Source organism: Paraburkholderia bannensis, from assembly GCF_014200455.1.
GTDB lineage: Bacteria > Pseudomonadota > Gammaproteobacteria > Burkholderiales > Burkholderiaceae > Paraburkholderia > Paraburkholderia bannensis_A.
In genome coordinates this window covers 215,458-242,385 of the sequence record NZ_JACHBW010000012.1, presented here as the reverse complement: position 1 = coordinate 242,385, position 26,928 = coordinate 215,458, and the positions used below count along the sequence as shown (strand labels likewise).

25 protein-coding genes are annotated in these 26,928 nt (G+C 63.2%); 19 read left to right on the top strand and 6 right to left on the bottom strand.

The annotated features are described in order from the left end of the window. Nucleotides 1–2: 2 nt before the first annotated feature. Nucleotides 3–1,250, bottom strand: a complete 1,248-nt coding sequence (locus F4827_RS21215; protein ID WP_183726740.1) for an acyl-CoA dehydrogenase family protein — start codon at nucleotides 1,248–1,250, stop codon at nucleotides 3–5. A 372-nt stretch (nucleotides 1,251–1,622) separates the two neighbouring features. Between F4827_RS21215 and F4827_RS21210 the strand changes: the two genes are divergently transcribed. The 5 genes from F4827_RS21210 to F4827_RS21190 all read left to right on the top strand — a co-directional run bounded on the left by F4827_RS21210 (nucleotide 1,623) and on the right by F4827_RS21190 (nucleotide 6,273). Next, complete coding sequence (locus F4827_RS21210) at nucleotides 1,623–2,624, top strand: aliphatic sulfonate ABC transporter substrate-binding protein (protein WP_183726738.1); 1,002 nt, start codon at nucleotides 1,623–1,625, stop codon at nucleotides 2,622–2,624. Nucleotides 2,625–2,636: 12 nt separating this feature from the next. Next, nucleotides 2,637–3,524: an ABC transporter permease gene (locus F4827_RS21205; RefSeq protein WP_183726735.1), complete on the top strand. Its 888-nt coding sequence runs from the start codon at nucleotides 2,637–2,639 to the stop codon at nucleotides 3,522–3,524. After that, nucleotides 3,521–4,276: an ABC transporter ATP-binding protein gene (locus tag F4827_RS21200; RefSeq protein WP_183726733.1), complete on the top strand. Its 756-nt coding sequence runs from the start codon at nucleotides 3,521–3,523 to the stop codon at nucleotides 4,274–4,276. The genes F4827_RS21205 and F4827_RS21200 overlap by 4 nt, the downstream gene beginning before the upstream one ends. Before the next feature lie 248 nt (nucleotides 4,277–4,524). Then, nucleotides 4,525–4,698, top strand: a complete 174-nt coding sequence (locus F4827_RS21195) for a hypothetical protein (RefSeq protein WP_183726731.1) — start codon at nucleotides 4,525–4,527, stop codon at nucleotides 4,696–4,698. A gap of 117 nt (nucleotides 4,699–4,815) precedes the next feature. Further along, nucleotides 4,816–6,273, top strand: a complete 1,458-nt coding sequence (locus tag F4827_RS21190; RefSeq protein WP_183726728.1) for a DHA2 family efflux MFS transporter permease subunit — start codon at nucleotides 4,816–4,818, stop codon at nucleotides 6,271–6,273. Nucleotides 6,274–6,279: 6 nt separating this feature from the next. On the opposite strand, the gene F4827_RS21185 is transcribed toward F4827_RS21190, so the two are convergent. Next, a complete protein-coding gene (locus F4827_RS21185) occupies nucleotides 6,280–7,173 on the bottom strand; it encodes a LysR substrate-binding domain-containing protein (protein WP_183726726.1) in 894 nt (297 codons plus the stop codon). Between the two features lie 123 nt (nucleotides 7,174–7,296). Between F4827_RS21185 and F4827_RS21180 the strand changes: the two genes are divergently transcribed. From F4827_RS21180 to F4827_RS21160, 5 genes are all read left to right on the top strand, one after another. Next, nucleotides 7,297–8,166: a class II aldolase/adducin family protein gene (locus F4827_RS21180; protein WP_183726724.1), complete on the top strand. Its 870-nt coding sequence runs from the start codon at nucleotides 7,297–7,299 to the stop codon at nucleotides 8,164–8,166. A gap of 61 nt (nucleotides 8,167–8,227) precedes the next feature. Then, nucleotides 8,228–9,562: an MFS transporter gene (locus tag F4827_RS21175; protein WP_409258837.1), complete on the top strand. Its 1,335-nt coding sequence runs from the start codon at nucleotides 8,228–8,230 to the stop codon at nucleotides 9,560–9,562. Between the two features lie 658 nt (nucleotides 9,563–10,220). Further along, nucleotides 10,221–10,994, top strand: a complete 774-nt coding sequence (locus tag F4827_RS21170) for a DUF4118 domain-containing protein (RefSeq protein ID WP_183726721.1) — start codon at nucleotides 10,221–10,223, stop codon at nucleotides 10,992–10,994. Nucleotides 10,995–11,010: 16 nt separating this feature from the next. Next, nucleotides 11,011–11,925: a carboxylesterase gene (locus tag F4827_RS21165; RefSeq protein WP_183726827.1), complete on the top strand. Its 915-nt coding sequence runs from the start codon at nucleotides 11,011–11,013 to the stop codon at nucleotides 11,923–11,925. Further along, complete coding sequence (locus F4827_RS21160; RefSeq protein WP_311674033.1) at nucleotides 11,922–12,743, top strand: MipA/OmpV family protein; 822 nt, start codon at nucleotides 11,922–11,924, stop codon at nucleotides 12,741–12,743. Before F4827_RS21165 ends, F4827_RS21160 begins: the two co-directional genes overlap by 4 nt. 8 nt (nucleotides 12,744–12,751) lie before the next feature. Here F4827_RS21160 and F4827_RS21155 read toward each other — a convergent pair whose 3' ends face one another. Next, nucleotides 12,752–13,741: an aliphatic sulfonate ABC transporter substrate-binding protein gene (locus tag F4827_RS21155; protein WP_183726720.1), complete on the bottom strand. Its 990-nt coding sequence runs from the start codon at nucleotides 13,739–13,741 to the stop codon at nucleotides 12,752–12,754. Nucleotides 13,742–14,024: 283 nt separating this feature from the next. Between F4827_RS21155 and F4827_RS21150 the strand changes: the two genes are divergently transcribed. From F4827_RS21150 to F4827_RS21140, 3 genes are all read left to right on the top strand, one after another. Next, nucleotides 14,025–15,512, top strand: a complete 1,488-nt coding sequence (locus F4827_RS21150) for a sugar ABC transporter ATP-binding protein (RefSeq protein WP_183726719.1) — start codon at nucleotides 14,025–14,027, stop codon at nucleotides 15,510–15,512. A 151-nt stretch (nucleotides 15,513–15,663) separates the two neighbouring features. Further along, nucleotides 15,664–16,599 (top strand): ABC transporter permease, encoded by a 936-nt coding sequence (locus F4827_RS21145; RefSeq protein ID WP_183726823.1) that lies wholly within the window; start codon nucleotides 15,664–15,666, stop codon nucleotides 16,597–16,599. 78 nt (nucleotides 16,600–16,677) lie between these two features. Next, nucleotides 16,678–17,754, top strand: a complete 1,077-nt coding sequence (locus tag F4827_RS21140; protein WP_183726718.1) for a substrate-binding domain-containing protein — start codon at nucleotides 16,678–16,680, stop codon at nucleotides 17,752–17,754. A gap of 83 nt (nucleotides 17,755–17,837) precedes the next feature. Here the strand turns inward: F4827_RS21140 and F4827_RS21135 are convergent, their stop codons facing one another. Further along, nucleotides 17,838–18,200, bottom strand: a complete 363-nt coding sequence (locus F4827_RS21135) for a cupin domain-containing protein (protein WP_183726717.1) — start codon at nucleotides 18,198–18,200, stop codon at nucleotides 17,838–17,840. A gap of 367 nt (nucleotides 18,201–18,567) precedes the next feature. Here F4827_RS21135 and F4827_RS21130 point away from each other — a divergent pair, with 367 nt between their 5' ends. Further along, complete coding sequence (locus F4827_RS21130) at nucleotides 18,568–18,792, top strand: hypothetical protein (RefSeq protein WP_183726716.1); 225 nt, start codon at nucleotides 18,568–18,570, stop codon at nucleotides 18,790–18,792. Nucleotides 18,793–18,917: 125 nt separating this feature from the next. Here the strand turns inward: F4827_RS21130 and F4827_RS21125 are convergent, their stop codons facing one another. After that, on the bottom strand, nucleotides 18,918–19,577 hold the full coding sequence (locus F4827_RS21125) for a glutathione S-transferase family protein (RefSeq protein WP_183726714.1): 660 nt from the start codon (nucleotides 19,575–19,577) through the stop codon (nucleotides 18,918–18,920). Nucleotides 19,578–19,791: 214 nt separating this feature from the next. Between F4827_RS21125 and F4827_RS21120 the strand changes: the two genes are divergently transcribed. Then, a complete protein-coding gene (locus F4827_RS21120) occupies nucleotides 19,792–21,171 on the top strand; it encodes a polyhydroxyalkanoate depolymerase (RefSeq protein ID WP_183726711.1) in 1,380 nt (459 codons plus the stop codon). Between the two features lie 137 nt (nucleotides 21,172–21,308). Then, entirely contained in the window at nucleotides 21,309–22,484 is a 1,176-nt protein-coding gene (locus F4827_RS21115) for a diguanylate cyclase (protein ID WP_183726709.1), read from the top strand. Between the two features lie 40 nt (nucleotides 22,485–22,524). Here the strand turns inward: F4827_RS21115 and F4827_RS21110 are convergent, their stop codons facing one another. Then, nucleotides 22,525–23,286, bottom strand: coding sequence for a YkgJ family cysteine cluster protein (locus F4827_RS21110; protein WP_183726707.1), 762 nt, complete (start codon nucleotides 23,284–23,286; stop codon nucleotides 22,525–22,527). A 280-nt stretch (nucleotides 23,287–23,566) separates the two neighbouring features. Here F4827_RS21110 and F4827_RS21105 point away from each other — a divergent pair, with 280 nt between their 5' ends. The 3 genes from F4827_RS21105 to F4827_RS21095 all read left to right on the top strand — a co-directional run bounded on the left by F4827_RS21105 (nucleotide 23,567) and on the right by F4827_RS21095 (nucleotide 26,910). Next, complete coding sequence (locus F4827_RS21105; RefSeq protein ID WP_183726704.1) at nucleotides 23,567–23,983, top strand: universal stress protein; 417 nt, start codon at nucleotides 23,567–23,569, stop codon at nucleotides 23,981–23,983. Nucleotides 23,984–24,251: 268 nt separating this feature from the next. Then, nucleotides 24,252–26,075: a methyl-accepting chemotaxis protein gene (locus tag F4827_RS21100; protein WP_221303750.1), complete on the top strand. Its 1,824-nt coding sequence runs from the start codon at nucleotides 24,252–24,254 to the stop codon at nucleotides 26,073–26,075. 118 nt (nucleotides 26,076–26,193) lie between these two features. Beyond that, nucleotides 26,194–26,910: a gluconate 2-dehydrogenase subunit 3 family protein gene (locus F4827_RS21095; RefSeq protein WP_183726700.1), complete on the top strand. Its 717-nt coding sequence runs from the start codon at nucleotides 26,194–26,196 to the stop codon at nucleotides 26,908–26,910. The last annotated feature ends 18 nt before the right edge of the window (nucleotides 26,911–26,928 follow it).

Sequence of the window (26,928 nt, the reverse complement as noted above, 5' to 3'; positions counted from 1 at the left end):
GCTCACTTGCCTCCACGGCCGGGGCCGTTGCCGATCTGCCAGTTGAAGGGCGGTTCGGTGCCGTTGATGGCCCAGTCGCCAACGATGCGTGCCTTATAGACGAGCGGATTGTGCGATGAGACCGTGCGCGCATTGCGCCAGTGGCGGTCGAGCCCAAGGCGCTTGCTGATGGCCGATGCGCCAAGCGCATCGAACAGATGCGTGGCCGCGCGCAGCGCGAGTTCCGAAGTCACCAGCTGGCTCTGCGACGAAGCGATTTCCGCTTCCACGTTGGCGATGCGTTCGGCTTCGTCATTGCCGCCGAAGCGCGCGACGTAAGCGCGTTGCGCGGGTTCGGCGGATTGCAGGGCGACCGCTTCGGCGGCATACGCCCACGAAGCGATTTCGCCTACCACCTGCTGGATCTGCGCGTCCTCGCTCACATGCGGTGCATTGCCGTGGCTATACACGCGCGTGCGGTTGCGCACCAGCGTGGCGGCGTCGCGCTTCACGGCTTCGGCGATGCCCGCGAGCGTGGCAACGTGAAAGAGTTGATAGAAGGCGGTCTGGTATTTGAAGCGGCGCGAGAAATCGATGATATTGCGCGCTTCGACCACGGCGTCCTTGAATATGGTCGTGCCGCTGCCGGTGGTGGTCTGGCCGAAGCCGTCCCAGTCGTCCTCGCGTACGACGCCGCCTTGCTGCGTGCTGACCGCCGCGATCACGTCGCTGCCGTCTTCCTCGCGCTGGGCGTAGACGTCGATCCATTCGGCGTAGATGCTGCCGGTACTGTAGTACTTCGAACCATTCAACAAATAGCGGCCGTCACGATGCGCCACCTTGGTTTTCGTCTGGCCAACCGCCACGTCGCCCACTTCGGACCACGCGCTGCCCACGATCTGGCCGCTTGCAAAGCGGTCGAACCAAGCGCGCTGATCGGCATCGGGCGGCACGTTGAGCCAGTCTTCGACAAAAGCGAAATGCGCGCGCAACGCTTGCGGCAGATTCGAATCGGCAGCAGCCAGTTCGATTAGCAGGCGAAACAGTTGCGGGATCGATGCACCCGCGCCGCCATATTGCACGGGAATACGCACCGCGCCGAAACCCGCGGCTTTGAGCTCGGCGATGGCTTCGTGCGGCAGGATGCGTTCGCGGTCGCGCTGCGCCGCGCCGCTTGCGATGCTGGCGAAGATCGGCCGGAACCGCGCCGCGAGTGTCTCGTAATCGGTGCCCGTGGAAAGTGCGATGTCGTCGGGTCGGGATGCAGTCATGCTGTCGTCCTTTCTGCTTTCTTCGTCGATGGAGACTCGGTGGTGGCCGGAATCGGCCTCGCATCTGGCCTTGAATCCGGCCTCCGATGGCGTGAACGTCGAGTATAGAAAGACCGGCGTAAGCGTTCCAATATTGGATTCTCGAAACCTTATCGGCGCTATTGCTTAGCGCTTATGGCGCGCGAACGAACGCGCAAGCGAACGCTAACGAACGCTAACGAAGGGCGATTCAAATGCGAATATCGCTATCTCTGCTTTCCATGTGAGCGAATCTTGGTTCTGTTCCAGCGCGGATTTTTCTAAGCTCGGAGATTGCGCGGCCATGCCGCTTGCATACCACCCGCTGGGCTACGCATAACAAAAGGAAAATAGATGCAAAACCAAACGACCAAACCGGCGCTATGGCGTCGGATCGCCGCGCTCGCGCTGTTGATCGCGCCCGCTGTTTCGGCATGGGCTGCGGGTGCGGCGCCGGCGGAGATCAAGCTCGACTACGCCTACTATTCGCCGGAAAGCCTCGTGATCAAGCGCAATGGCTGGCTCGAACAGGCCTTCGCGCCGGACCATACGCAGGTGCGCTGGGTGCTGAGTCTTGGCAGCAATCGCGCGCTGGAGTATCTGAATAGCGGTGCAATCGATATCGGCTCGACCGCGGGTCTCGCGGCGGTACTGGCCAAGGCCAACGGCAACCCCATCAAGACCGTCTATATCTTCTCGCGCCCCGAATGGACGGCGCTGGTCGTGCGCAAGGATTCGCCGATCAAGACGCTGGCCGATCTCAAAGGCAAGAAGATCGCCGCGACCAAGGGCACCGATCCTTATCTCTTCACACTGCGCGCACTGCATACGGCGGGGCTTTCGCGTGACGATGTGGAGATCGTCAACCTCCAGCACCCCGATGGCCGCACGGCGCTGGTCAACGGGCAAGTCGATGCCTGGGCGGGTCTCGATCCGCACATGGCTGCCGCGCAGCTCGATAACGGCGCCCGATTGCTGTATCGCAATGTCGATTTCAATACCTGGGGATTCCTGAATGTTCGCGAGGACTTCCTGAAGCAATATCCCGATGCGCTCGCGCGCGTGCTCAAGGTCTATGAGCGCGCCCGCGTGTGGATTGGCGCGCATCCGGACGAAGCCGCGCAGATCGTCTCCGAGGATTCGAAGGTGTCGCTCGCGGTCGCGAAGCTGCAACTCAGCCGTAACGACTTCAGCCAGCCCGAACCGGGCGAGACGCAGATCAAGGCGCTCCAGGCCGCCGCGCCCATCCTCACCGAGGAGCAACTGGTGAAGCCGGGCACGGATCTGAATCGCGTGATCGAGTCGCTGATCGACCCGCAGGCTGCGCAGGCGCTGGCTGCGGCGCAGCGTCAGTAAAGGAGCGAAGCGATGGGCGCGGATGAAACCGCCGTGCAGGCGTTGCGGCCGACGCCTGAGGTTGAAGCCGAAGCGCGTTCAGGGCAGGCGGCGGGCGCGAGGGACGTTTCGCAATTGCCTTCTTCGGGGCTGCCGCGCGGCTGGCGTATTGCCGGTGCGTTATTGCCAGTGGTGTTCCTTCTTGCCGTCGAAGTGCTGGTGCGCGCCCGGCTGTTGCCCGACAATCTCGTGCCCGCGCCTTCATCGATTTTCGAAGCGCTCTGGCAACTGGGCGGCGCGCATCTATTGCGTCATATCGCGGCCAGCACCGCGCGGGTGGCGGCGGGCTTCGGCTGCGGCGCGGCGCTTGCCATCGCGATCGGTGCGGCGATGGGCTTGAGCCGCCGCCTGGACGCCTTGCTCGATCCCAGTTTTCAGGCGTTGCGCGCGATTCCCTCGCTCGCGTGGGTGCCGGTGCTGCTGCTATGGATGGGTATCGACGAAGCGCCGAAGATCACGCTCGTCGCCATCGGCGCATTTTTTCCCGTGCATTTTAGCGTGGTCTCCGGCATTCGCAACGTGGATCGCAAGCTTGTGGAACTGGGCGCGATTTATCGGCTGCCGCCGTGGCGGCTTTTTCTGCGCATTCTTCTGCCCGCCGCTTTACCGCAGATATTCACGGGCCTGCGCACCGGTCTTGCGGTGTCATGGATGTTCGTGGTCGCTGCTGAATTGATCGCCGCAACGCGCGGCCTTGGCTATCTGCTCAGCGATGGCCGCGAGACCGGGCGGCCCGACATCGTATTCGGCGCGATCATTCTGCTGGGCCTGCTCGGCAAACTCACGGATAGCGCGATGCGCGCGTTCGAATCACGCGTGCTGGCCTGGCGCGATACCGCAGTGGAAGGAGAGCGCGCATGACGCACGCGGCCTTGCTCGAACTCGATATTCGCGCGAAGCAGTATGGCGATCGCACGATTCTCGATAATCTGCGTCTGACGCTTGCGCCCGGTCAGATCACGGCGCTGCTCGGGCCAAGCGGTTGTGGCAAAAGCACCTTGCTGCGCATCGCAGCGGGACTGGACCGCGATTTCGCGGGCGCGGTGAAGCTCGATGGCGTGCCGCAGCAGGGGCCTTCGCCGCTGGCGGGGGTGATTTTTCAGGAGCCGCGTCTGCTGCCCTGGCTGCGCGTAGCGGAGAACATTACTTTTCCCGAACGGGCAAGCGGCGCTGCGCTGTCACGCGCTCGGGCCTTGCTCGACGAAGTGGGCCTGCATGCCGACGATGGTGCGCGTTGGCCCAAACATCTATCGGGCGGCATGGCGCAGCGCGTGGCGATTGCGCGCGGACTGTTCGCGCAACCGCGTCTGCTGTTGCTCGACGAACCCTTCAGCGCCGTGGATGCAATGACACGCATGCGCCTGCAGCAATTGCTGCTCACGATCGTCGAGGCCCATCGCATGGCGGCGCTGATGGTCACGCACGATATCGACGAGGCGCTTTATCTGGCCGATCGCATTGTTTTGCTGGAGCCGACGAATGGAGCGGCACGTCGGCCCGCGAGCCACGTTTTCGAGGTTGGTGCGGCCCATCCGCGTCGACGCGACGATATTGCGGGGCATCCATTGCGCACGGTTTTGCTTGAGCGGCTGGAAGCGTCGGTGGCGGCCTGACCGCTCCGAAGGGATGCGTGGCTCGACCTGAGCGGTCAGCGTGACGTTCGCACGCGGCGTTAGCCCGGCATGCAAGCCCCCAAAACCCCCGACGAGGGCGTATCTGGGATGAAATATGAAATAAAACGCATATTTGATTGACCAGATGCTGGACAAAACGATATGGTCATACTTTTGACACTTTTTGCAATACCTTGGCTTCCGCAGAATATGAGACCACGCATCCTTTGCGTGTGGAGTTGGATGGTGTGAGCTACGCTGGCACTTATCGGGTGATGACCGGCAGTGTCATCGTCTACTTCGAGAACGAAATCAAGTTCGCCACTTACGGCAAAAATCGTCCCGAGCAAATCGCGCGCTGGCTGCTCACTGATCTATGCCGCAAGGCAGAGTCGCGCAAACGCAAAGCCGCAAACAAATAATCAGCATAGGGACCTGACGCAGAACGCCCGAATCAGGTATTTCAATCGGGCGTATCATGGCCGTCATTTTCTGAATCTCTCGAAGCGCCAAAAAAACCGCACGGGCTGGACAGCGATATGACGCATGGCATCGACGAACGCAAACGCTGGATCGCCCTGATCGTCCTTTGTCTGGGCGTGTTGATGATCGTGCTGGATACGACCATCGTGAACGTCGCGTTGCCGTCGATTCGCGCGGACCTGAATTTCACCGAAACCTCGCTTGTCTGGGTGGTCAACGCGTATATGCTGACGTTTGGCGGCTTCTTGCTGCTGGGCGGCCGGCTGGGCGATCTGTTTGGCCATCGGCGTCTGTTCTTGCTGGGCATTACGATATTCACGCTGGCTTCGGCGGCGTGTGGTCTCGCCAATTCACAAGGAATCCTGATCGCTGCGCGCGCCGTTCAGGGGCTGGGCGGCGCGGTGGTGTCGGCGGTGTCGCTCTCGCTCATCATGAACCTCTTCACTTCGCCCGAGGACCGTGCGAAAGCCATGGGGGTTTATGGTTTCGTGGGCGGAGGCGGCGGCAGCATCGGCGTATTGCTGGGCGGTCTGCTCACTAGCGCGCTAAGCTGGCACTCGATCTTTCTGGTCAATCTGCCGATCGGTGTGGCCGTGTATGCCGGCTGTCTTGCGCTGATGCCCGCGGGCAAGCCCACTGCCGATCGCGCAAAACTCGATGTGGCGGGCGCCATCGCCGTGACCGCTTCGCTGATGCTGGCGGTGTACGCCGTCGTGCACGGCAACGAGGCGGGCTGGACCTCGGCTCCCACACTGATTCAGCTGGCGCTTGCCATGGCGCTTTTGATTGCGTTTCTCGTGATCGAATCGCGCGTCTCGCATCCGCTTATGCCGCTGCATCTGTTCGCGCTGCGCAATGTCGCGACCGCTAACGTCGTTGGCGTGCTGTGGGCCGCGGCGCTGTTCGCGTGGTTCTTTATCTCCGCGCTCTACATGCAACGCCTGTTGAGTTACAGCGCGATGCAGGTGGGGCTGGCCTTCCTGCCTGCCAACCTCATCATGGCCGCGTTTTCGCTGGGTTTGTCGGCGAAGCTGGTGATGCGCTTCGGGATACGCGCGCCGTTGGCGCTGGGTCTGCTGCTGGCGGCAATCGGCCTGTTCCTGTTCGCGCGTGCGCCGGTTGGCGGCAGCTATCTACTCGACGTGTTGCCCGGGATGGTGTTGCTGGGGCTTGGCGCGGGTGTGGCTTTCAACCCGGTGTTGCTGGCTGCCATGAGCGACGTGGCGCCCGATGAATCGGGTCTTGCTTCCGGCGTGGTCAATACGTCGTTCATGATGGGCGGTTCATTGGGACTGGCGATACTCGCAAGTCTTGCGGCGGCGCGCACCGATGCCCTCGCGGCAGCAGGCGCGCATGCCGCTGCTGCGCTCAATAGCGGCTATCAACTCGCGTTTCTGCTTGGGGCTATCGCGGCGCTCATCGCCTTCTTGTTGGGCTGGGCTTTTGTGCGCACGCGCACACCCGCACACGATCCGGCGCAGCATGACGAAACTTCGCGCGTTTCAGGGATGTGACTTGATTCACGCGCATCCGCTCGTGTGACCAACGATCCATTGCCGGAACGTCGCCAGCCCCGCACGCTTGCCTTCGTTGGCGCGCCAGGACAGAAAATGCGTCTCGCGCTCGAAGCGCACGAAATGACCGCGTCCTACTTCCACCAGTTCGCCGCGCGCGAGTTCGCGTTCGGCAAGGCGTGTGCTTTCCAGCACGATCCCCATGCCATCGACTGCCGCCGAGATCGCCAGCGCCGCGCGATCGAAAGAGGGACGCGGGCGGACGGGCATCGGCATGCCGTTCGCTTCGAACCAGTCGCGCCATGTCAGGCGGCTCAATTGGCTCTCGATCAGCGTGGTCTGCTGCATCAGGCGATCGGCGTCGGGTGTCTGTTCGAGGAGGGCGGGCGCGCACATCGGCACCAGCGGCTCGTGACCCAGTGGCAAGGTTTCAACGCCAGGGCGTTCCAGGGCGCTGCCATATGAAATCGCCACGTCCATTTCGCGCGCACGCGTGAGGTCGAGGGGCTCCGGCCCCGTGGTGAGGCGCAAAGTGATGTCCGGATGATGGCGCGCGAAATCGGCGAGCCGCGGCGCCAGCCATTTCACCGCGAAGCTGGGCGGGCAATAAACGGCAAGCACCTGGGCTTGCGCCGCCAGTGTGACTTCAGCGCAGGCCGATTCGATCGCATCGAACACGCGGCTGAGGCTGTCGAGCAGGCGCAGCGCTTCGGGTGTGGGCTCGATCCGGCGGTTGCGGCGAATGAACAGCGGCCGGCCGAAATATTCTTCCAGCTCCTTGATCTGGTGGCTGATCGCCGATGGCGTGAGGCATAACTCGCGCGCGGCGAGCGCAAAGCTCTGCAGTCGCGCGGCGGCTTCGAAGGCGCGCAACAGAACGAAGTTCGGCAGCTTGCGCACCGTCCCTCCCGTGTTGCCGATAGGTGAATGGGATTCAGCTTTCCATGAACAAGCTTCGTTTGTCAACGTCGATGCGGCGCGCGACCATAGCTTCACGTTTAGCGCATACAGCAAGGAGCAAACATGTTGGAAGTCACCGAAGCCCAGGCGAAGTCGAGCGGCCCGACTAACCCAGTCAGCGCGATCAATCTGCAGGGACGTGTTTCGATCTATCAGCCCGAGCAGGCAGGCCTGATCTTCCCCCAGATTCCTTCGTTCGCCAGTCGTGCCGCGCATCGCCAGCATCTGAAGGAGCGTCTGGTTGGCGCGTGCCGCGCGTTCGCCCTGCAGGGATTCGACTACGGTTTCGCGGGCCATCTGACGATTCGCGATCCTGAGCATCCGGATCTCTATTGGACCAATCCGATGGCGATTCACTTTTCACAGGTCAAGCTCTCGAACCTGATCCTCGCCGATCATCAGGGCCGCGTGGTCCAAGGCAAACACGCGATCAACCGTGCGGGCTTCGTGCTGCATGCTGCGGTGCACGAGGCGCATCCCGACATCGTCGCCATGTGTCACGCGCACACGGTGTATGGCACGGCCTTCTCCGCGCTTGGCAGGAAGCTCGATCCGATCAGCCAGGATGCCGCGGCGTTTTTCGAAGATCATGTCGTGATCGGCGACGAGGCTGGGCAGGTCGCCGTTGAAGTAAAAGCCGGGCACAAGGTTGCCAATGCGTTCGCGGGCGTCAAGGCGGCGATTCACCAGAACCACGGCTTGTTGACGGCGAGCCGCCACAGCATCGAAGCGGCGGCATTCTGGTTCATCGCGCTGGAACGGTGCTGCCAGCAGCAGTTGATGATCGAAGCGGCAGGCGCGAAGCCAAAGCTCGTGCCGGAAGACAAGGCGCGTTATAGCCGCGAGCACGTTGGCAGCGAATATATCGGATGGCTGCATTTTCAGGCGATCTGGGACCAGTTGGTGGCCACGCAACCCGATATGTTCGATTGAATCCGCGAACGAAAATAGTTGAAGAAATTGAAGTAACCGAAGTAGCCAAAGCACAAAACATCTGGAGACAACCATGAATCCGTCGAGACCCGCGTATGCCGCGACGCATGCCGACACCCACGTAGACGAAAGCCAGTCCTCGCTCTACACCAAGGTGGCATGGCGGCTCGTGCCGCTGCTGTTCTTTTGCTACGTCGCGGCCTATCTCGATCGCGTGAACGTGGGCTTCGCGAAGCTGCAGATGCTCAAGGATCTGCACTTCAGTGAAACGGTTTATGGTCTGGGTGCGGGCATTTTCTTCATCGGCTACTTTTTATTCGAAGTGCCAAGCAATATCATCCTGCATAAGGTTGGCGCACGGCTGTGGATTGCGCGCGTCATGCTCACCTGGGCGGTCATATCGGGCTGCATGATGTTCGTGCGCACGCCCACGATGTTCTATACCCTGCGCTTTCTGCTCGGCCTTGCTGAAGCCGGGCTTTTCCCCGGCGTGATCCTGTATCTCACGTACTGGTTTCCGTCTGAGCGCCGCGGCAAGATCATCGCGCTCTTCATGACGGGCATTCCGATTTCGGGCGTGCTGGGCGGTCCGCTCTCGGGCTGGATTCTCCATTCGATGAGCGGCGCGAAAGGCCTGGCGGGCTGGCAGTGGTTGTTTCTGCTCGAAGCGATTCCTTCGCTGGTGCTGGGCGTGGTCGTGATCCTCAAACTCGACAAGGGCATCGAACAGGCGAAGTGGCTCTCGGATGCAGAAAAACGCACGCTCAGCGCCAATATCGCCACCGATGCCAGCGCCACCACCTCGCACACGTTCAAGGACGGGTTCACGCGGCCGATGGTCTGGGTGCTGAGCGCCATCTACCTGTTCTTCATCATGGGGCTCTACGGCGTGGGCTTCTGGCTGCCCACGCTCATCAAGGGCTCGGGCGTGAAGGACCCGCTCACGATCGGCATGCTCACGACGTTGCCGTATGCGGCGGCGGCCATTTCGATGATCCTGGTGGGCCGCAGTTCGGACGCCCGGCGCGAGCGCCGCTGGCACGTCGCGGTGCCGGGCGTCATCGGCACGGTGGGCTGGGTCGTGGCCGTCGTCGCGGGCAGCGGCAACGTCACGCTGGCGATGATCGGTCTGACCATCGCCACCATGGGCGTGATGACGACGCTGTGTCAGTTCTGGTGCCTGCCCACGGCGATCCTCGCTGGCGCGGCCGCTGCGACGGGTGTGGCGGTGGTCAACTCGGTAGGCAATCTGGCCGGCTTCGTGAGCCCGTATGTGATTGGCTGGATCATCGACAGGACGCATTCGACCGATCTTGGCGTGTACACGCTCGCGGCCTGCCTGACGATGGGGGCGTTGCTGGTGCTCGCTTTGCCGAAGCAACTCGTGAACCGGTAAGCGCCTTTCGCGTAGAAGGAGCTTGAAAGCGCGCGGCTCATGATCGAGCCGCGCGCTTTTTCGTGTTTTTCGCGATTTCTCGCGCTTCCTCGCGTTTGCTTTTTATTGCGCAATTTTCAGAAAAATCTGTTTCGCCCACTGTCCCGCGTGCCTCGTCTCGACGGAGCGTTCGAGTACGCGTACCATGCGGGCCGCACGGCGCGCGCCCCGTGCGCTTCGAACGCCACGCTCGCGCAGTCTGGCACGCATTCCTGTGCAACGCCCCGGGTTGCGGGCGATGCGGCGGCCAACTTCTTGTGAACGCATGGTGCCTTGAATGGTCGATTGACCATAACGAATGCCAGTTTTGAACAATTTCCGGCGCACTTAAGCTTACGTTAATTCACCGTCGCGTAAGGTGGTTGCCATGCCCATCAGCCGGTTGTTCCAGTTCGCAGCGGGGCAAGAAAGGTGCGGAGAGATTTAATCGTCATATGAATGGGAAGGTTTGTAAACAGTGGTAATATACGCAGCCTCGAAGGAATCTCACCGCGCCCGCCAGCCATCGGCCAGCCAACCTGGGCGGTCCTTCCTTACACTGATTACAAAGCGAGCGCCAGTGGCCGCTCTCTTCGCATTTCTCGCATCGGCCCGCAAAAGAACGGGGCCCTGAATAAACATGAAAGTCCGTAACGCCCGTCACTGGGCGCCCCGGGGTCCGCGCCGCTGGGGCTATGCCGCCGCTGCGCTCGCCATCGCGAGCGTCGTGCGCCTTGGCCTGCATCCGTGGCTTGGCCCGATGATGCCAGGCACGGCGTTCTGCATTGCGGCTTCGCTGGTCGAGTACTACTTTGGTCTTGCTCCCGCGCTGACGGTCATGGTGCTCGGCCTGTGCATTGCCGATTATCTGTTCGTGCCGCCTTACGCCGATATTTCCGTGATCGATTTCCACGACGCCGTGCTGCTGGTGTCGTACCCGCTCGTCACGCTGCTCGTGATAACGCTGATCGAACGCCTGCGCCGCGAACAGTTTCGCGCGCAACTGATCGCCTCGGTGGCGCAGTCGCGCTATGAAATGCTGCTGCGTCACGACAACGAGCGCGTGCTCGCGCGCCGCGCCGAAGACGAAACGCATCGCTTGCTGCGCCATCTCGCGCAGCGTCACGAAGGCTTCATTCTGATCAAGGCGCTGGAACGCAACGCCGCCCAACGCGCCAGCGTAGGGCAGAGCGCCGCTGCGATGCCGGCGGCCACCGAAGTGGCGCCGGGGCCGCTGTTCGAATCCGTGCATCCCGAAGACATCCAGCGCCTCACCAATGCGCTCTGGCCGGGCACTCACCGGGTGCGTCTGCGTCGCACCGCGGGCGATCGCGAATTCCGCCTGACCAACTGCCAATGCGAGCGCTTCACCACGCATGCAGGCGACTTTCTCGTTTTGAGCACGGAGGCCTGACGTGGCGACTGTCGAGATGGAGCCGGTCGCGCGCGAGACGCCGAGCGTTGGCCCCGCACGAATCTTCAGCGAAGGCGATGGCCACGCGGTGCTGCTGCTGCACGGCCTGTCGAGTTCGCCGATCGAGCTGCGCTACCTCGCGCGCTATCTGCAGAACGAGGGCTTCACGGTCTGCGCACCGCTCATCGAAGGTTATAGCGCAGGCTCCAGCGAACAGACGATGGAGCAATGGGTCAAGTCCGCCGCGCGCGAATTCGACGCGCTTGCCGCGCGCTACGAGCGTGTGTCGATCTGCGGCCTGTCGATTGGCGGCGCGCTCGCCATGCGCCTGATCCGCGAGCGGCCCAGCGCGCAATCGCTGGTGCTGCTGTCGCTCACGCTGGCTTACGACGGCTGGGCGATTCCGTGGTATCGCTTCCTGCTGGACTGGGCCTACTTCACGCCCTTGCGTCACATCTATCGTTATCGCGAATCGGAACCGTTCGGCGTGCGAAACGAAGCGCTGCGCAAAAAGATCGCGCGCGCCATGCAACGCAACTCGTTCAGCGAAGTCGGCCCTTCGACGATCTCGCTGCCGGCGCTGCATCAGGCCTTGCGGCTCGCGCGCGCCGCGCGCAAGGACGTGGCGGCAATCGAAAACGATACGCTGGTGATACACGCGATCGACGACGAAACGTCGAGCCCGCGCAATCCACGCTATGTGATCGACAATATCGGCGCGAATTTCCTGCGCACTCTCTGGCTCGACGATTCATATCACATGATTACCTCAGACAACGAACGCGAGATCGTCGCGCGCGAGACCACGCTATTCCTGCGCGAAAGCGAAGTGGCGCACGGCGCGCGCGATGCGCAGAATCAGCCGGTGGTATCGAAGGCGCTCGCACGGCGTTTGCGTCAACTGGCGGCAGTGGGAAGGAAGAAGGCGTGAAGCAGTCGATGACGATCAAGGCGCTGGCCTGCGCCGCCGTGCTGGCGTTCGCCCAGCAGAGCCGGGCCGACGATAACAGCGCGAGCAACGAAACCACGGCGCAGGCAAGCAACGCCACGACGCCCGACGCGTCGCCCTGGAAGATCGCGATTGGCCCCGGCGCCTACTTCGCGCCGCAATACCCGGGCTCGCGCCATATGAAGGTCTATCCGTTCCCGGCGCTCGACATTTCGTATCGCGACCGCATCTTCTCGCAGGGTCCGGACGTGCTTGGCATCAACGTGCTGACCAACGAGAACTATCACCTGGGCGCGTCGCTGAGCTTCGACTTCCAGTCGCGCACGGCCTCCGACGATCCGCATCTGCGCGGTCTGGGCAATGTGGATGACGGCCCCAAGCTGCGCATTTTCGGCGACTACACGGTTTGGGCTTTCACGGGCGCCGTGGCGGTCTATCAGGACATTTCCGGCAACGGCCAGGGCACCACGGCGAGCGCGGATCTCTACGCCTCGCTGCCGCTCAAGGGCTGGCTCTTTTCGGTCGGTCCAGGCCTCACATGGGCCAATGCCGTGTACACGCGCACCCTGTTCGGCATCTCGTCGGCGCAGAGCGCGGCTTCCGGGCTGCCGCAGTACGCCACCGGTTCCGGTATCCGCGACGTGCACATGACGTTCTACGCCACGCACGATTTTTCGAAGCACTGGGTTGGCTCCGTCAACGCCACGCTCGGGCGTCTGGAGCACTATGCGGGCGGCAGTCCGATTACCGAACGCCGCTGCGAGCTGACGACCTTCGCTGCGCTCGACTACCGCTTTTAAAGCGGCAGTTACGACGCTTGAACGGCTTGAACGAACACCTCGGGATAGACGAAGCGCGCCACATCGACGCGCTCTTTCACCAGTCCCAGCGAGTGAAAGGTATCGACGATATCCTGCTGTTCCTTCACGATATCCGGCGTCACGGCCACGGTCGTATAGTGGCGGCGTTCGGTCGAGAGCTTGAGCACCTCCGGGCGCACGCCTAGCTGCGGTGCGAGCAGATTCGCGGTTTCCTGCGGATGGCTCTGGGTCCACGCATTCGCCTTGGCCAGTTCCTCAAACAGCACGCGGATTACCTGCGGATTCTGTTTGACGAAGTCGGGCCGCGCCAGATGAAAGGTGCGGTTGTTCGACAGGCCCGTGCCATCGCGCAGCACGCGCGGCGCGCTCGCCAGTTGCTGGCTCGCGAGGAACGGGTCCCACAGACCGGCCGCATCGACGTTACCCGAGAGATACGTCGCGCTCACATCGGCCGCGCTGGTCAGATAGACGGGCTGGATATCGCCGTATTCGAGCCCCGCCTCGCGCAGCGCGCGCACCAGCAAATATTGCACATTCCAGCCGCGCCCGATCGCCACTTTCCTGCCCTTCAGTTCGCGGATCGAGTGGATCGGCGAATCCGCCGCCACGAAGATGCCAATGCCCTTGGGATAAGGCAGCTCCGCGCCCAGATAGACGGCGTTGACGCCTGCCGCATTGGCGAAGGCGGACGGCGTATCGGCGGCATGGCCGAAGTCGATCGCCTCGGCGTTGAGCGCTTCCGTGAGTTGCGGCCCCGCCGCGAATTCCGCCCAGCGCACGCTCCAGCCGAGCGGCTGCAGGGCGCGCTCCAGATTGCCGGTGCCTTTGAGGATATTGAGCGTGTTGAACTTCTGGTAGCCGATGCGCAAGGTGCGCGTATCGGCGGCGCGAGCGTGGGTCACGAGCGAGGGGAGGGCGGCTGCACCCAGCGCCGTGGCGGAAATCTGGCGGATAAATTTGCGTCTGCTGTTTTGCATGCTGTCGATAAGATACATATTGGGAAACGGCGCTTGCCAGATCATTCGCATCGCTGAATAAATCGGCGTACGGATGTTGGGCTATCTACCGATTCTAGAGACGGGCTGCGTGCAGCAGAACCAAGCGTTTCGCATAACCATATGGAGCGTTGCGCAATACTGCGTGACCTGGCGCTTTAGCAAAAGCGCTCGCATGGATATGAACATCGCTTCGTTGGGAGCGTGCGTGCGGCTCGCTACGATGATCGGCAATTCAGATTCGTCCGCCCGGAGCCGCCGCGCCATGTCCGCCCCCGTATTGACCGCCCGTGCAATCGCGAAGCGCTTTGGCGCGACCACTGCGCTCGCGCGGCTGGACCTGTCGATTGGGGCGGGCGAAGTGGTTGCGCTGATGGGCGCAAACGGCGCGGGCAAGTCCACTTTCGTGAAAATCGTGAGCGGCGTGCAAGCCGCCGACGAAGGCGCGATGACGCTCGACGGGCAAGCCTATGCGCCCGACTCGCCGCTGGCCGCGAAACGCCTGGGCGTGGCGACGGTGCATCAGTCCATCGCCGACGTGGTTGTGCCCGACCTGTCGATTGCGGACAACCTGCTGCTCGACGAACTCTGCGGCGGCGTTGCCACGATCTGGACGCCGCGCGCCCGCCGTCTTGCGCGTGCACGCGAACTGGCGGCGCGCGTGGGCCTGGAAGGCGTCGATCTCGACGCGCCGCTCGGCACGCTTTCGCTGGCGGCGCAGCAGCGCGTGGTGCTGGCGCGCGCGCTGGCCACGCGCGCGCGCCTGCTGATTCTCGACGAGCCCACCGCCAGTCTTTCCGCCGCCGAAGCCGAACGTCTCTATACCTTGATCGATGGGCTGCGCGCCGAAGGCGTGGCCGTGCTGCTGGTCTCGCACCGGCTGGCCGATCTGCGCCGGTTGGCATCGCGCGTGGTGGTGATGCGCGATGGACGCATCGTGGCCGCACAGGATGCGCCCATCGATTTTGATACCGCGCTGGAGACGATGATCGGGCGGCGTCTGCCCGACACGACTGCCGCGAAGGGCGAAGTCGCGCAGCACGCCAGGGCGGCGCTCGAACTGCGGGGGCTGCAACTCAGTTCGCATTCCGAGCCATTCGATCTCGACGTGCGCGAAGGCGAAATCGTCGCCGTAGTCGGACCGGTGGGCGCGGGCAAAACGCGTCTTGCACAGGTGATCTTTGGCGCGACGCGCGCGAGCGCGGGCGCGATGCGCCTCTACGGCGCACCATGGCGCCCCCGCACGCCGCGCGAGGCGATTCGCGCGGGCGTCTTTCTGGCGGGCGAGGATCGCTGGCGCAGTTCGCTCTTTCCCGATGCCGTGCCGTTCGCCTCGATCGCGGGCAGCATCGGCTTTCCGTTTCTGCCGCGCTGGAGCCGCGCGGGCGTCGCTGGCATCGTTTCGCGGGCGAAGGAGCGCGAGGTCGCGCGCGAATTCATCGACACTTTCGGCATTCGCTGCAACGGTCCCGACGACCGCGTGGCGCGCCTCTCGGGCGGCAACCAGCAGAAGGTACTGCTCGCGCGCTGGCACGCCGAACCCGCGCGCGTGCTGCTGCTCGACGAGCCGTTTCAGGGCGTCGATGCGGGGGCGCGCGCCGATATCGCCGCGACCCTGCGCCGCCGCGCCGCCGGGCGCGCCACGCTGGTGTTCGTGAGCGATCTCGAAGAAGCGCACGAGGTGGCGGACCGCATCGTGTATTTCGATCGCGGCACGCTTGAGCGCGCCACCGACACTCTGACTTCAACTTGAGACTCCCAACGTGAAATCCGGCACACCGACGCTCGCTAACGATTCCGCGCAATCCGCACCCTCGGCACAAGGTCGCGCCACTACGCTTTCGCGCCGCCGCGCCGCGCTTGCGTGGCTCGAACGCCTGAGCCTGCTGAGCGTACTCGCCGCCATGAGCGTGCTGTTCGCGGTGCGCGAACCGGCGTTCGTGAGCGTCGAGAATCTTTTCAGCATCCTGCAGGCCGTGTCGATCGTGGCGCTGCTCGGCATTGGCGTGACCATCACGCTGGCGGCGGGCGGCTTCGATCTTTCGGTGGGCAGCGTGGCCGCCACCGCCCAGATGGCGGCGAGCTACGTGCTGGTGGTCTGGCACGGCAACGCATGGGAGGCGGCCGCGGCTTGCCTCGCCCTTGGCGTCGCGGCGGGTCTCTTCAACGGCGTGCTGATTACCCGCCTGCATGTGCCCGATCAACTCGCGACGCTGGGCACGCTGTTCCTGCTCGCCGGGCTGCAACTGATTCCCACGGGTGGACGCTCGCTCGCCACCGGCACGATCCTGCCCGACGGCAGCGAGGCAAGCGGCACGTTCCCCGCTGCATTTCTCGCGCTAGGCCGCGCGCGTCTGTTCGAAATCGTGCCCGCGCCGGTACTGGTGCTGCTGGCGCTGACGCTGCTGGTCTCGGCGGTGATGGCGTTGACGCGCTGGGGCCGGGTGATTTACGCGATCGGCGGCAACGAAACGGCGGCGCGCCTGGCGGGTGCGCCTGCCGCGCGCTATCGCGTGGCGGCTTACGTGGCTTCTGGTGCGATTGCTTCGCTTGGCGGTCTGCTGATTGCGGCGCGCGTGGGACGCGGCGACGTCAGCGCGGGCCATTCGCTGCTGCTCGACGCCGTGGCGGCCGCGCTGGTGGGCTATGCCGTATGGGGCGTGAAGCGGCCCAACGTGCCGGGCACGGTGATCGGCGCGGTTTTCGTGGGCGTGCTGCTCAACGGTCTTACCATGCTCAATGCGCCGTATTACCTGCAGGATTTCATCAAGGGCGCATTGCTGGTGGTTGCGCTGGCGTTCACGTTCAGCATCGGACATCGCGGCGGCGCGCGCGTTTAAGGCAGCCAATCCAGCGCTGCGCAATTCACGGCTTCAGATAAATAACCATGCAATCCTGATGATATGGAGAGGGGAATCATGAAGGCAGCAAAGCACGCATCGGCGCCTCGTCAAGCACTTGCCCGTGCGGTCGGCACGCTCACACTCTGCGCGGCAGCCCTGCTGGGCGCGGGTGTGGCGCACGCGGGCGCACTCAAAGGCGCACCCGCGCCGTTCGACAAGGGCGGCGTGAAGATCGCGCTGGTCAACTACCTGTCCGAAGGCGACTTCTTCCAGGCCTACGAGGCGGGCGCGCAGAAGCAGGCCAAGGCGCTCGGCGTCGATCTGCGCATCTATGAAGGCCGTCAGGACGCCGCGCAGCAGCGCGATCAGATCCAGCAGGCGATCAACCTGGGCGTATCCGCGATCATCGTCAATCACGGTCTGCCCGAATCGCTCAAGGACGTGGTGCAACAGGCGCTCGACAAGGGCATCAAGGTGGTGGCCTTCGACGTCGATCTGGCCAATCCGCGCGTGCCGCAGATCGAGCAGAGCGATCACGATCTGGCCTCGCTGCTGCTGCAACAGGCAGTGAAGGACAACGGCGACGCGTTCTCCGCGGGCTATGTGTATGTGGCGGGCTTCGCGCCGCTCGATCGCCGCGATGCGGTTTGGCAGGCCTTCAAGAGCGCGCATCCGAAGGTGCACGAGCAGGCGCGCTGGGGCACCGTGGATAACCCCATCGCGCAATCGGTGGCGAACCAGGCGTCGGCGGCGTATCGCGCGCATCCGGATATCCGCGTGGTGATCGCGCCTTATGACGAGTTCGCGCGCGGCGCGAGCCTGGCGGCGGGCGAGGCGAATCTCGGCGGCAAACTGCGCATCTATAGCGCCGACATTTCGACCGCCGATATCGAGGCGATCCGCGCGCCCAACAGCGCCTGGGTCGCGACGGCAGCGACCAACCCGGCGGTGGTGGGCGCGGTGTCGGTGCGCGCGGCGGCGCTGGAGGTGGCAGGGCAACCGCTCGACCATCACATCACGGTCAAGCCCACGCTCGTCACGCGCGACGATCTCGTGAAGAACGATATCCATACCATCGCGGAACTGGGCGCGAAGTTTCCGGCGTTCCGCGTGAGCACCGCAGCGACGGCGGGATGGATTCCGGTGGAGTGATTCCGGCTGAATTCGCGGGAATCCAGCGACAGCAAAAGCCCCGTGCCGCGCGGCTACGGGGCTTTGTTACTTCAAGGGCCGCGTTAGCCCTTGAATTCGACGGAAACGAACACCTTTTTGCAGCGCTCGACCACTTCCCAGGTGCCTTTGAAGCCCGCCGGGATCAGAAACCGATCACCCGCGCGCACGGTGCGCTCAGCACCTTCCTCGTCGCGCAGCACCGAGACACCTTCGAGAATTTCGCAGTACTCGTTCTCGGTGAAATTCACCGTCCACTTTCCCGTTTCGCTTTCCCAGATGCCGGTGGAAAGCTGGCCGCAGGCGCTCGTGAAGTGCATATGCGCGGCCTGGCGCGGCACGCCGGAAATCACGGCTTCGGGCTTCGGCTCCCATTCGAGGGTCTCTTTGGCGGGCTGCGAGTAATCGACGATATCCAGAATGCGCATGATGATCAGCGTAGTGAAGGGACTAGCTTGATACCCCGACAAAATGCGGCTGGCAAGCCAGGCGCGGCCCGCATCGGCATCTGGCGGTTCATCGTTGCGTCAAAGCTGGAATGAAAAAATATAATTGATCGATGAAATAAGGCTGGTTTTCTTCATGATCGAGCGCTTCCATGACGCGTGCCGTTTCCTGCATGCATTCCACGCAAACTCCACGCAAACTCTATTGGATGGCGGCGCAAATGGGCTGAGGCGTCGCCCTGATCGGGCATCACGGGCGCGTCTCGGGGCGCTTTTGTCGATGGCTTTAACGTTGCGTGCACAACTGTTATAACCTGTCGGCAATCACGAGAGCGGGAGCTTGCACGCTATGGCGGAAGAATATCGATTCGATGTATTTGGCCGCAGGATGGCCATCGCCAGGAACGAGGGGGCGTGGGTCGCGTACCTGATCGGCGAGGAGGGCAAGCGCAGACGCGCATCGTTTGAGATCCCCGATTGCGTGGCCGCCGATGAGCTCGCGCAGTACCTGGACGATATCTTTCACGAGGATGCGAGCCCGGAAAGGCCAACTGTGGTGTCAATCCTACGGTGACCTCGCAGATACAGGCGCTCGAACAGTAGCACGGGGTTCAGCTATTTCACCGGCGCGGCCGGCGTGTGGAGCCTTCGGAGGTGGGGCTCGATCTGTTGCCGGTCGCTGCGTGCCGATCGCGGCGATCAGAACTCCATGTCGAGCTCGTCGATATCCACGGTTTCCGACTGCGCCGCTGCGATCCATTCGGCCACATAGGGCTGCTTGAGCACGCGCAGGCAATATTCGCCGATATCGGCATCGATCGGCACTTCGTAGGTGAGCAGGCGCGTGACGACGGGCGCGTACATCGCGTCGGCCGCGCCGATTTCGCCGAATAGCCAGGGGCCGCCATATTGCGCGAGGCACTCGCGCCAGATCGCTACGATGCGTTCGATATCGGCCTGCGCGCGCGACCAGATGCGAAAGTTCGGAAAGTGGCCGCGCAGATTCATCGGCAACGCGGAGCGCAGCGCACTGAAGCCGGAGTGCATTTCCCCGCAGACCGATCGGCAGTGCGAGCGCGCCTTGCGCTCGACGGGCAGCAGTTTCGCATCCGGGCAGATTTCGTTGAGATATTCGCAGATGGCGAGCGTGTCCCAGACTTCGATGCCGTCGTGCCGCAGGCAGGGCACGAGGATCGAAGGCGAGAGCAGCAGGAGTTCGGCGCGCGCGGCGGCATCATCCACGGGCACGGTCACCGTTTCGAATTCCAGGCCCGCGAGCCTTGCGAGCAACCAGCCGCGCATCGACCACGACGAATAGTTGCGGCTGCTGATCGTGAGGCTCGTATTTGTCTGATTCATGCAGGTCTCCTGAGCACTGCGCACATGGCACGGGCGCGGCGCACCGCGAAGGTCGCCGTCATGCACTACCTTGAAGCACGCAGACCGCGCTGGCGTGGCCTGCGATGCCGCGCATGACGAGGCATGCAAATGCGGGTGCAAGGCCCATGCCAATGGGCTGCGTGTTGGCATAGCTATTGCCTGCCATGCAGGAACACTCTTGCTTGGGCGCGCTATGAATCTGCTGGCTTATCCCGCGTATCAGGCGTTCGCGGATCTCATGCTGCCGTGGCGCGCTGCCGCGTCGCTCACGCGCGCTACTTTGGCTGCGTGGCCCGACCTGTGGCCGGCAATCAATACAATCAATACGCGTGAGATCGACGCCTGGTGTGAATTGATCGAACTGGCCGGGCTTACGCACGCACGGCCGCCTTTCGGCATCGATTCGGTGCTGGTGGATGGCGAGCGCGTGATGGTGACCGAGGAAGCGGTCAAGCGCACGCCGTTCGCGACGCTGCTGCGCTTTCGCAAGGAGCGGCAGGACGCAGGCGCACCGCAGCCGCGCGTGCTGCTGGTCGCGCCGATGTCGGGGCACTTCGCCACGCTGCTGCGCGGCACCGTTCGCACCATGCTGGCCGATCACGATGTCTATATCACCGACTGGCACAATCCGCGCGACGTGCCGCTGGCGGCAGGGCGTTTTGGTTTCGACGAATACGTCGAGCATTTGATGGCCTTCATTCGCCGCATGGGCCCCGATGCGCATCTGGTGGCGATCTGCCAGCCCACCGTGGCTGCGCTTGCGGCGGTGGCGCTGATGGCCGCCGATAACGACCCCGCGCAGCCTGCGAGCATGACGTTGATGGCCGGTCCCATCGATTGCCGCGTGAATCCCACCGCGGTCAACGATCTCGCCAATAGCAAGCCAATCGAATGGTTCGAGCGCAATCTGATCGGCCTGGTGCCAGGGGGCTTTGCGGGCGCACGCCGGCGTGTTTATCCGGGCTTCGTGCAACTGGGCGCGTTCATGTCGATGAATCTCGAACGGCATCTCGCCTCGTTTGCCGATATGCGCCGCGAGCGCGCCCAGGGCGACGCCGCGAAAGCGCAGGCGATCCGCGTGTTTTACGAGGAATACTTTGCGACCAGCGATCTCACGGCGGAGTTTTATCTGGAGACCGTGCGCACGGTGTTTCAGGAATACGCGTTGCCGCTTGGCAAGCTCAAGGTTGGCGAACGGCTGGTCGAACCGCATGCGATTCGCCATACGGCTCTATTGACCGTGGAGGGCGAAAAAGACGATATCTGCGCGGTGGGGCAGACGGTGGCGGCGCAGGAATTGTGTTCGGGGCTGCGGCCCTATATGAAAACCCACCACGTCCAGACGGGCGCGGGCCATTACGGCGTGTTTAACGGGCGGCGCTGGGACACCCAGATTTATCCGCTGGTGCGCTCGACCATTCATGCACACGAGCCACGCGCGCGGCGCATCGGCACGGCATCTTCTACGTCCGAGGCGCTCGGAGCCAGTCAGGTGACCTTGCGCGGCTTGCTCGATGCCGAAGCGCATGCGGCGGCAGCCATCGCCAAGGCCGCCGAAGTCCAGCCAAAATAAGGCGCGCTCGATGTCAAGGTGGCGCCGACGCAGCGCCGGGCGCTTGTGAAGTCGCCAATGACTCATTGCGTAAAACCGCACTAAAGCCGCATGGCGGAATTGCCGATAAGCACGGGATATCCACCCCCGGTGTTCCTGTGACCGAATCCAACCCTATCGGCGAGCGTCTGCGTTCGCTCGTGAACACCGTCCAGCGCAACGAGCGCGCGCTCCAGCGTTTCCAGCAGATCGAACTGCGCCTGATCGAGGCCGAGGATTTCGCGGCCTTTCTCGACATTCTGACCGGCGAACTGGTGCAGGTCTTCGATCTGGGCGCGGCGACGCTCTGGCTCGACGATGGCGCGCGTCTGGCCGCCGAACTGCACGCGGCCGTCGCGCAGTCCGCTGCGGCAAGCGGGCGACTGCGTTGGGGGCGCACCGAGGGGCTCGATTTGCCCGGGACCGCGCCCCAACTCGGGCCGGTGGCGCTGTTCAGCGCACCCGCACGTGCGGCGCTGCTCGGCGCGACGCCCGAGAGCGCGAGCGCTGCGATCCTGCCCTTGCGTCATCGCTCGGGTCTGCTCGGCTATCTGAGCCTCGTGAGCGAGAGCGGCGAACGCTTTGCCGAAGGCATGGCGACGGATCTATTGGCGCGGTTCGCGGGCTTCGTCAGCGCAGGGCTCGTGAACGTGGCGCAACGCGAGCAATTGAAGCATCTGGGCATGACCGATTCGCTGACAGGCCTGCCTAATCGCCGATATTTCGAAATGCGGCTGGAAGAGGAATTGCAGCGCGCCGCGCGTCAGGCGGTGTCAGTCGCGTGTCTCTTCATGGACCTCGACCACTTCAAGCAGGTGAACGACACGCATGGTCACGCGGTGGGCGACCGCGCGCTGGCGGCCGTAGGCGCGTGCATACGTTCGGCGGTGCGGTTGGGCGAAACGGTGGCGCGTTTCGGCGGCGAAGAATTCGTGGCCGTGCTGCAAGGCGACCGGGCCAATGCGCACGTGGTGGCCGAACGCGTGCGCCGTGCCGTGGAAGCGCTGGTCGTGCGCGATAACGAAGGCGGCGAAGTGCCGGTCACGCTGTCGATCGGCGTGGCCGTAACGCCGGGCACGACGGCGGACAAGGGCGCGGCGGCGCGCGCGCTGATCGAGGCGGCGGACGGCGCGCTCTATTGCGCCAAACGCGCGGGACGCAACCGGATCGTGTTCGCGCAGCACGAGGAGTATGAAGAGCACGAAGGGCACGAAGGGCACGAAGAGCGCGAAGCGTGCGAACAGGATGAGATCATCGCGGCTGCGTTGCCTGATGAGACAACGCCGCAGCCGTGATTCAAATAACGCGTGTAATGGGCGTTTTTAGATCGCGGATTTAAAGCCCAATATACTGGCGGCTTTCCCGGCTTGCATCGACATCCATCACGCCGAGCGCGCCTACCTGAATCAGCGTATCCACCGTTGCGCGACGATTCGATACGAACGTCCACGACCGCTCGCTCGCGCCAGGCGCGCACGCATCGTTTTGCACCTCGATCAGCGCCTCAAGCAGGCGCGTGCGCTCGGGCGTCACGATCACAAAGCCTTCATTGGCCACTGCAGCCTGGTCGAGCCCCAGACGCTCGCACAACGCGCGTTTCATCTCGACGGAGCCTTCGTCGGCGCGGCGGCTCGCGTCGATCGCATCGCGCGTGACGGCATCGACCAGCACGCCATCGAGGGCAAATGGCGTCGGCGCCTGCCATGCCTCTTGAGGGCAGAGCTTGAATTCCGGCTTCAACGCGAAGAACGGGTTGATTTCCGCGGGATAGACGCGACAAACCAGCGGACGCTGAGCGTAAATGCCACAACGCAGGTCCTTGCCGAGATTCGGGCAGGGGCCAGAGAAGGTCGCGGCCAGCGTCATGCCCACGCGGATCGGCAATTCGCCGCTGCTCGCCGCGAAGGTGCGCCTGCGTTTATAGGCCGCGTAAGCGTTGTCGGCCGCGGGTTCGACGGGCCACGGCAGGGCTTCGCAGAGCAGATCCACTTGTCCGCCGCGCTCGATCCAGAGAACGGCTTCGGGGAAGGTGAGCGGCAGGCGCAGGTCGGTGCAGCATTTGCCGCAGCCGGTGCAATCGAAATGGGTGCTGTCCAACGCAGGGGATCCTTTTAATCACGCGCCCCAGCAGGCCGCGTCGGACTAGACAATAGCGCGCCTGAAGGAAAGGCGATGTAAGGATCTGTGGGGGAGTTTTGGCTTAGTTTGGTGGTTTCGCATTACAGCGCTGTCAGCTTTCGGCCGCCGTTTACGCAATCTATGCAACGGCGGCCGCGATCTTTACGGGCTTCCTGCTACGCGGGCGGTATCGTGCAATCAGAGGTATCAAGCATTCTGAAAGCCTCGATTCATCATTCCATCAACCTGCGAGCCGCCCGTGCTGAAACTGCTGATACCCATACTTGACCAGAAAGGCGCACTCGAAGCCGCGCGCCACAGCGCCTTTCTCTTCGCGGAACACTGCGTCAGTGAAGTGGAGATTGTCGAAGTGCTCGACGATCTGGGTCATGACCGCAGCGCGGCATTCCATTCGCCCGGCGCACTGCGGCGCATCGAAAAGAAAGCCATGAAAAACGCGCTGCTACAGACGCGCGCGATTCTCGACGATGCGGGCGTGCCCTACACATGGACACGCGTATGCGGTCCCGCCGAGCGCATCATCGCCTCATACGCACAGAAGGGTCAGGCCGATATCGTCGTGCTGGACGCAAGCGGGCTGGGCTTTTTCCGCAAATGGGCCGTCCTTGCACGATTGCGCCGCCTCCTCCCTACACCTGTCACATTGATTCAATAAACGCACGCGCGTGCGCGTTATGTCGCCGTTCAGCGCAAGCCGTCGAATTTTTAACTAAAGTTTTACTTCCAAGTGCCGATACTCCGGCTGTCATGGTGACGAGCGAACATAAACGTCGCGCCGTGATGGTCGATTGCGCGCGCAACCAATAAAGCACACAGGTTTCAAAAACCGGCGGAGCATCGATCGAAAAAAACGACCATACCTGGGTCCTGGTGGCGACAGCAAACGGAAGAGACAATTTTTTAATTCTAAGGGTTTGTCTCTTATGCAACTTTCGCGACTTAGAGTGGGGACGCGTCTCACTGTGGGTTTCGGCGCGCTGCTCGTGCTGTTCGCCGTTGTCGTTGGATCTGCGTTGTTCGTCCTGCACTCGCTCAATACGGTCATCTACTCGGGACTGAATATCGGCACCGCCCAGATCGGTTTGCTTGGCCGTGCGCTGGGCAAGGCGCAAGGCGCGTCGCTGGCGATGCAACGTCTGATCGTTGCGCACGATCCCGCCGATATGGAGGTGCAAAAGCGCAATGTAGAAGAAAAGCTGGGCGACTATCACGAAGCCATGACGCGCATGCAGAACCTGTTTGCGCAGAGCGACACCACGGACGCCAGGGAGCGCGATTACATCGCGCAGATCGTCCAGCTGGGCGAAGTTGCGGAGCCGCTCGTCAAGAAGAACGCCGAACTGGGCATGCAGGGCGACCCGGGCGCGCCGGACATGCTCTCGAAGCAAACCGGCCCGGCGCTGTCCACCTGGACCGATGTGCTCGGCAAATTCCGCGACTACGAAGTGAGCCGCGCGTCCGATGCCGCCGCCAATGCAGACGCGATGTATAGCACGGGACGCAATGGTCTGATCGGCGCGTCGCTGCTGGGGCTGATCGTTTCCATCGGCTTTGCTGTGCTGATCACGCGCAGCATTCTCAGCCAGCTTGGCGGCGAGCCGGATTACGCGCAGGACATCGCGCGCCATATCGCCGAAGGCCGCCTTGACATGCCCATCGATATCGACGCACGCGACCATACCAGCCTGCTGTACTCGCTGCGCCAGATGCGCGATCAACTCGCCAGCACCGTGCGCGGCATTCGCGATGCCACCGAAAGCGTGCGCATCGCTTCCGTCGAGATTGCCGCCGGCAATACCGACCTCTCGGCGCGCACGGAGCAGCAGGCGGCATCGCTCGAAGAAACCGCGTCGAGCATGACGCAGATTACGACTGTGGTGCGCCAGAGCGCGGAAAACGCGCGCGAAGCGGCGGGCCTCACGACCACGGCAATCGAAGTGGTCGATGCAGGCGCAACGACTGTTGAAGGCATGGTCAGCACCATGTCGCATATCAGCCAGAACTCCAGCAAGGTTTCGGACATCACCACGCTGATCGAAGGCATTGCGTTCCAGACCAATATTCTCGCGCTCAATGCGGCGGTGGAAGCCGCGCGTGCCGGCGAGCAGGGGCGCGGCTTCGCCGTGGTGGCCAGCGAAGTGCGCAGCCTCGCGCAGCGCTCCGCAGCGGCGGCCAAGGAGATCAAGGACGTGATCGGCGCGTCGGCCAACTCGATCGAAGGCGGCGCGCGGCTGGCTTCCGAAGTGAGCGCCGCGATGGCGCAGATCAAACAGTCGATCCGTCACGTTTCCGATATCGTCAGCGAAATCTCTGCCGCTGCGCAAGAGCAGAGCACGGGCATCGCGGAAGTGAATCAGGCGGTCGGCCAGATGGACATGGTCACGCAGCAGAATGCGGCGCTGGTGGAACAAGCGGCGGCTGCGTCGAAGTCGCTGGAAGATCAGGCCGAGCGTTTGCGTACGGTGGTGTCCGTATTCCGTCTTTCGGCGCCGGCGCGCGAAATGGCTGCTTCAGTGGCTTCGGTCGCTTCGGTCGCTTCGGTCGCTTCAATCGCGCCGCAAGCGGTGGCCGCTCAAGGCGCTCTTGCGCGACGTGCGCCCGTTATGCGCGAGCCCAAAGCGCCCGCGCCACGCGTGCAGAAAGTTGCGCGCACATCGAAAGAGCCGCAGGCAGTCATGGCCCCTGCGCCAGTGCGTGAAGCTGCTGTCACGGCGGGCGATCCCAATCAGGATTGGGAAACCTTTTAAGGCCGCGCGTGCGGGGTTTCAACACCCCGTACGCCAATACCCATTCATATTCCAAGCGCCGTCGCCGCATGACGCGCGCTTCCCGGTCTGATTCATAAAAAAACGGAGCGGCTTCACAATGTCGTCCCCCCCATTCTCACGACGCAAATTCCTGGTTTCCTCGCTGCTCGCGTTGCCTGCGTTGGGCATTGCCGTGCACGGCATGAGTGCGGCGCAGGTCGCGGAAATCGCCGCGCCTGATCTGGCCGCCTATCATCCGGTGTTTTTTTCCGCCGACGAATGGCGCTTTTTGCTGGCCGCATGCGACCGCCTGATTCCCGCCGATGGTCGCGGTCCCGGCGCACTCGAAACCAATGTGCCGGTTTTCATCGACCAGCAATTGCACGGCGAATTCGGCCACGAGATCTATCTGCAGGGCCCGTTCGACGTCAAGGCGCCGCCCACGCTCGGCTATCAATTGCCGTACACGCCGCAGGAGATTTACCAGCGCGGCATCAAGATCGTCGATAGCTGGTGCCAGCAGCACTATCAGAAGCGCTTTAGCGAACTCGACACCGCGCAGCAGGATGCCGCGCTCAAGGCCTTGCAGGGCAACGACATCGACTTCGCACAATTTGGCGAGCCGGCGCTCAAAGGCAGCCAGTTCTTTGGCGAAATGCTCTCGGATTCGAAGAACGGCTATTTGTCCGATCCGATCTACGGCGGCAACAAGGGCATGAAAGCATGGATTGCCATCGGCTTTCCGGGGGCGCGTGCGAGCTTTCTCGAATGGGTGACGCAGCACAACGTGAAATATCCGCTTGGCCCGGTGAGCCTCACCGGCATTCGCGCCTGATTCGCGCCCGCTCATGAC

Coding starts and splice junctions, on each gene's coding strand:
- F4827_RS21215 (WP_183726740.1), bottom strand. CDS start 1,250: ATGACTGCATCCCGACCCGACGACATCGCACTTTCCACGGGCACCGAT.
- F4827_RS21210 (WP_183726738.1), top strand. CDS start 1,623: ATGCAAAACCAAACGACCAAACCGGCGCTATGGCGTCGGATCGCCGCG.
- F4827_RS21205 (WP_183726735.1), top strand. CDS start 2,637: ATGGGCGCGGATGAAACCGCCGTGCAGGCGTTGCGGCCGACGCCTGAG.
- F4827_RS21200 (WP_183726733.1), top strand. CDS start 3,521: ATGACGCACGCGGCCTTGCTCGAACTCGATATTCGCGCGAAGCAGTAT.
- F4827_RS21190 (WP_183726728.1), top strand. CDS start 4,816: ATGACGCATGGCATCGACGAACGCAAACGCTGGATCGCCCTGATCGTC.
- F4827_RS21180 (WP_183726724.1), top strand. CDS start 7,297: ATGTTGGAAGTCACCGAAGCCCAGGCGAAGTCGAGCGGCCCGACTAAC.
- F4827_RS21170 (WP_183726721.1), top strand. CDS start 10,221: ATGAAAGTCCGTAACGCCCGTCACTGGGCGCCCCGGGGTCCGCGCCGC.
- F4827_RS21165 (WP_183726827.1), top strand. CDS start 11,011: ATGGAGCCGGTCGCGCGCGAGACGCCGAGCGTTGGCCCCGCACGAATC.
- F4827_RS21155 (WP_183726720.1), bottom strand. CDS start 13,741: ATGCAAAACAGCAGACGCAAATTTATCCGCCAGATTTCCGCCACGGCG.
- F4827_RS21150 (WP_183726719.1), top strand. CDS start 14,025: ATGTCCGCCCCCGTATTGACCGCCCGTGCAATCGCGAAGCGCTTTGGC.
- F4827_RS21145 (WP_183726823.1), top strand. CDS start 15,664: ATGAGCGTGCTGTTCGCGGTGCGCGAACCGGCGTTCGTGAGCGTCGAG.
- F4827_RS21140 (WP_183726718.1), top strand. CDS start 16,678: ATGAAGGCAGCAAAGCACGCATCGGCGCCTCGTCAAGCACTTGCCCGT.
- F4827_RS21135 (WP_183726717.1), bottom strand. CDS start 18,200: ATGCGCATTCTGGATATCGTCGATTACTCGCAGCCCGCCAAAGAGACC.
- F4827_RS21130 (WP_183726716.1), top strand. CDS start 18,568: ATGGCGGAAGAATATCGATTCGATGTATTTGGCCGCAGGATGGCCATC.
- F4827_RS21125 (WP_183726714.1), bottom strand. CDS start 19,577: ATGAATCAGACAAATACGAGCCTCACGATCAGCAGCCGCAACTATTCG.
- F4827_RS21120 (WP_183726711.1), top strand. CDS start 19,792: ATGAATCTGCTGGCTTATCCCGCGTATCAGGCGTTCGCGGATCTCATG.
- F4827_RS21100 (WP_221303750.1), top strand. CDS start 24,252: ATGCAACTTTCGCGACTTAGAGTGGGGACGCGTCTCACTGTGGGTTTC.
- F4827_RS21095 (WP_183726700.1), top strand. CDS start 26,194: ATGTCGTCCCCCCCATTCTCACGACGCAAATTCCTGGTTTCCTCGCTG.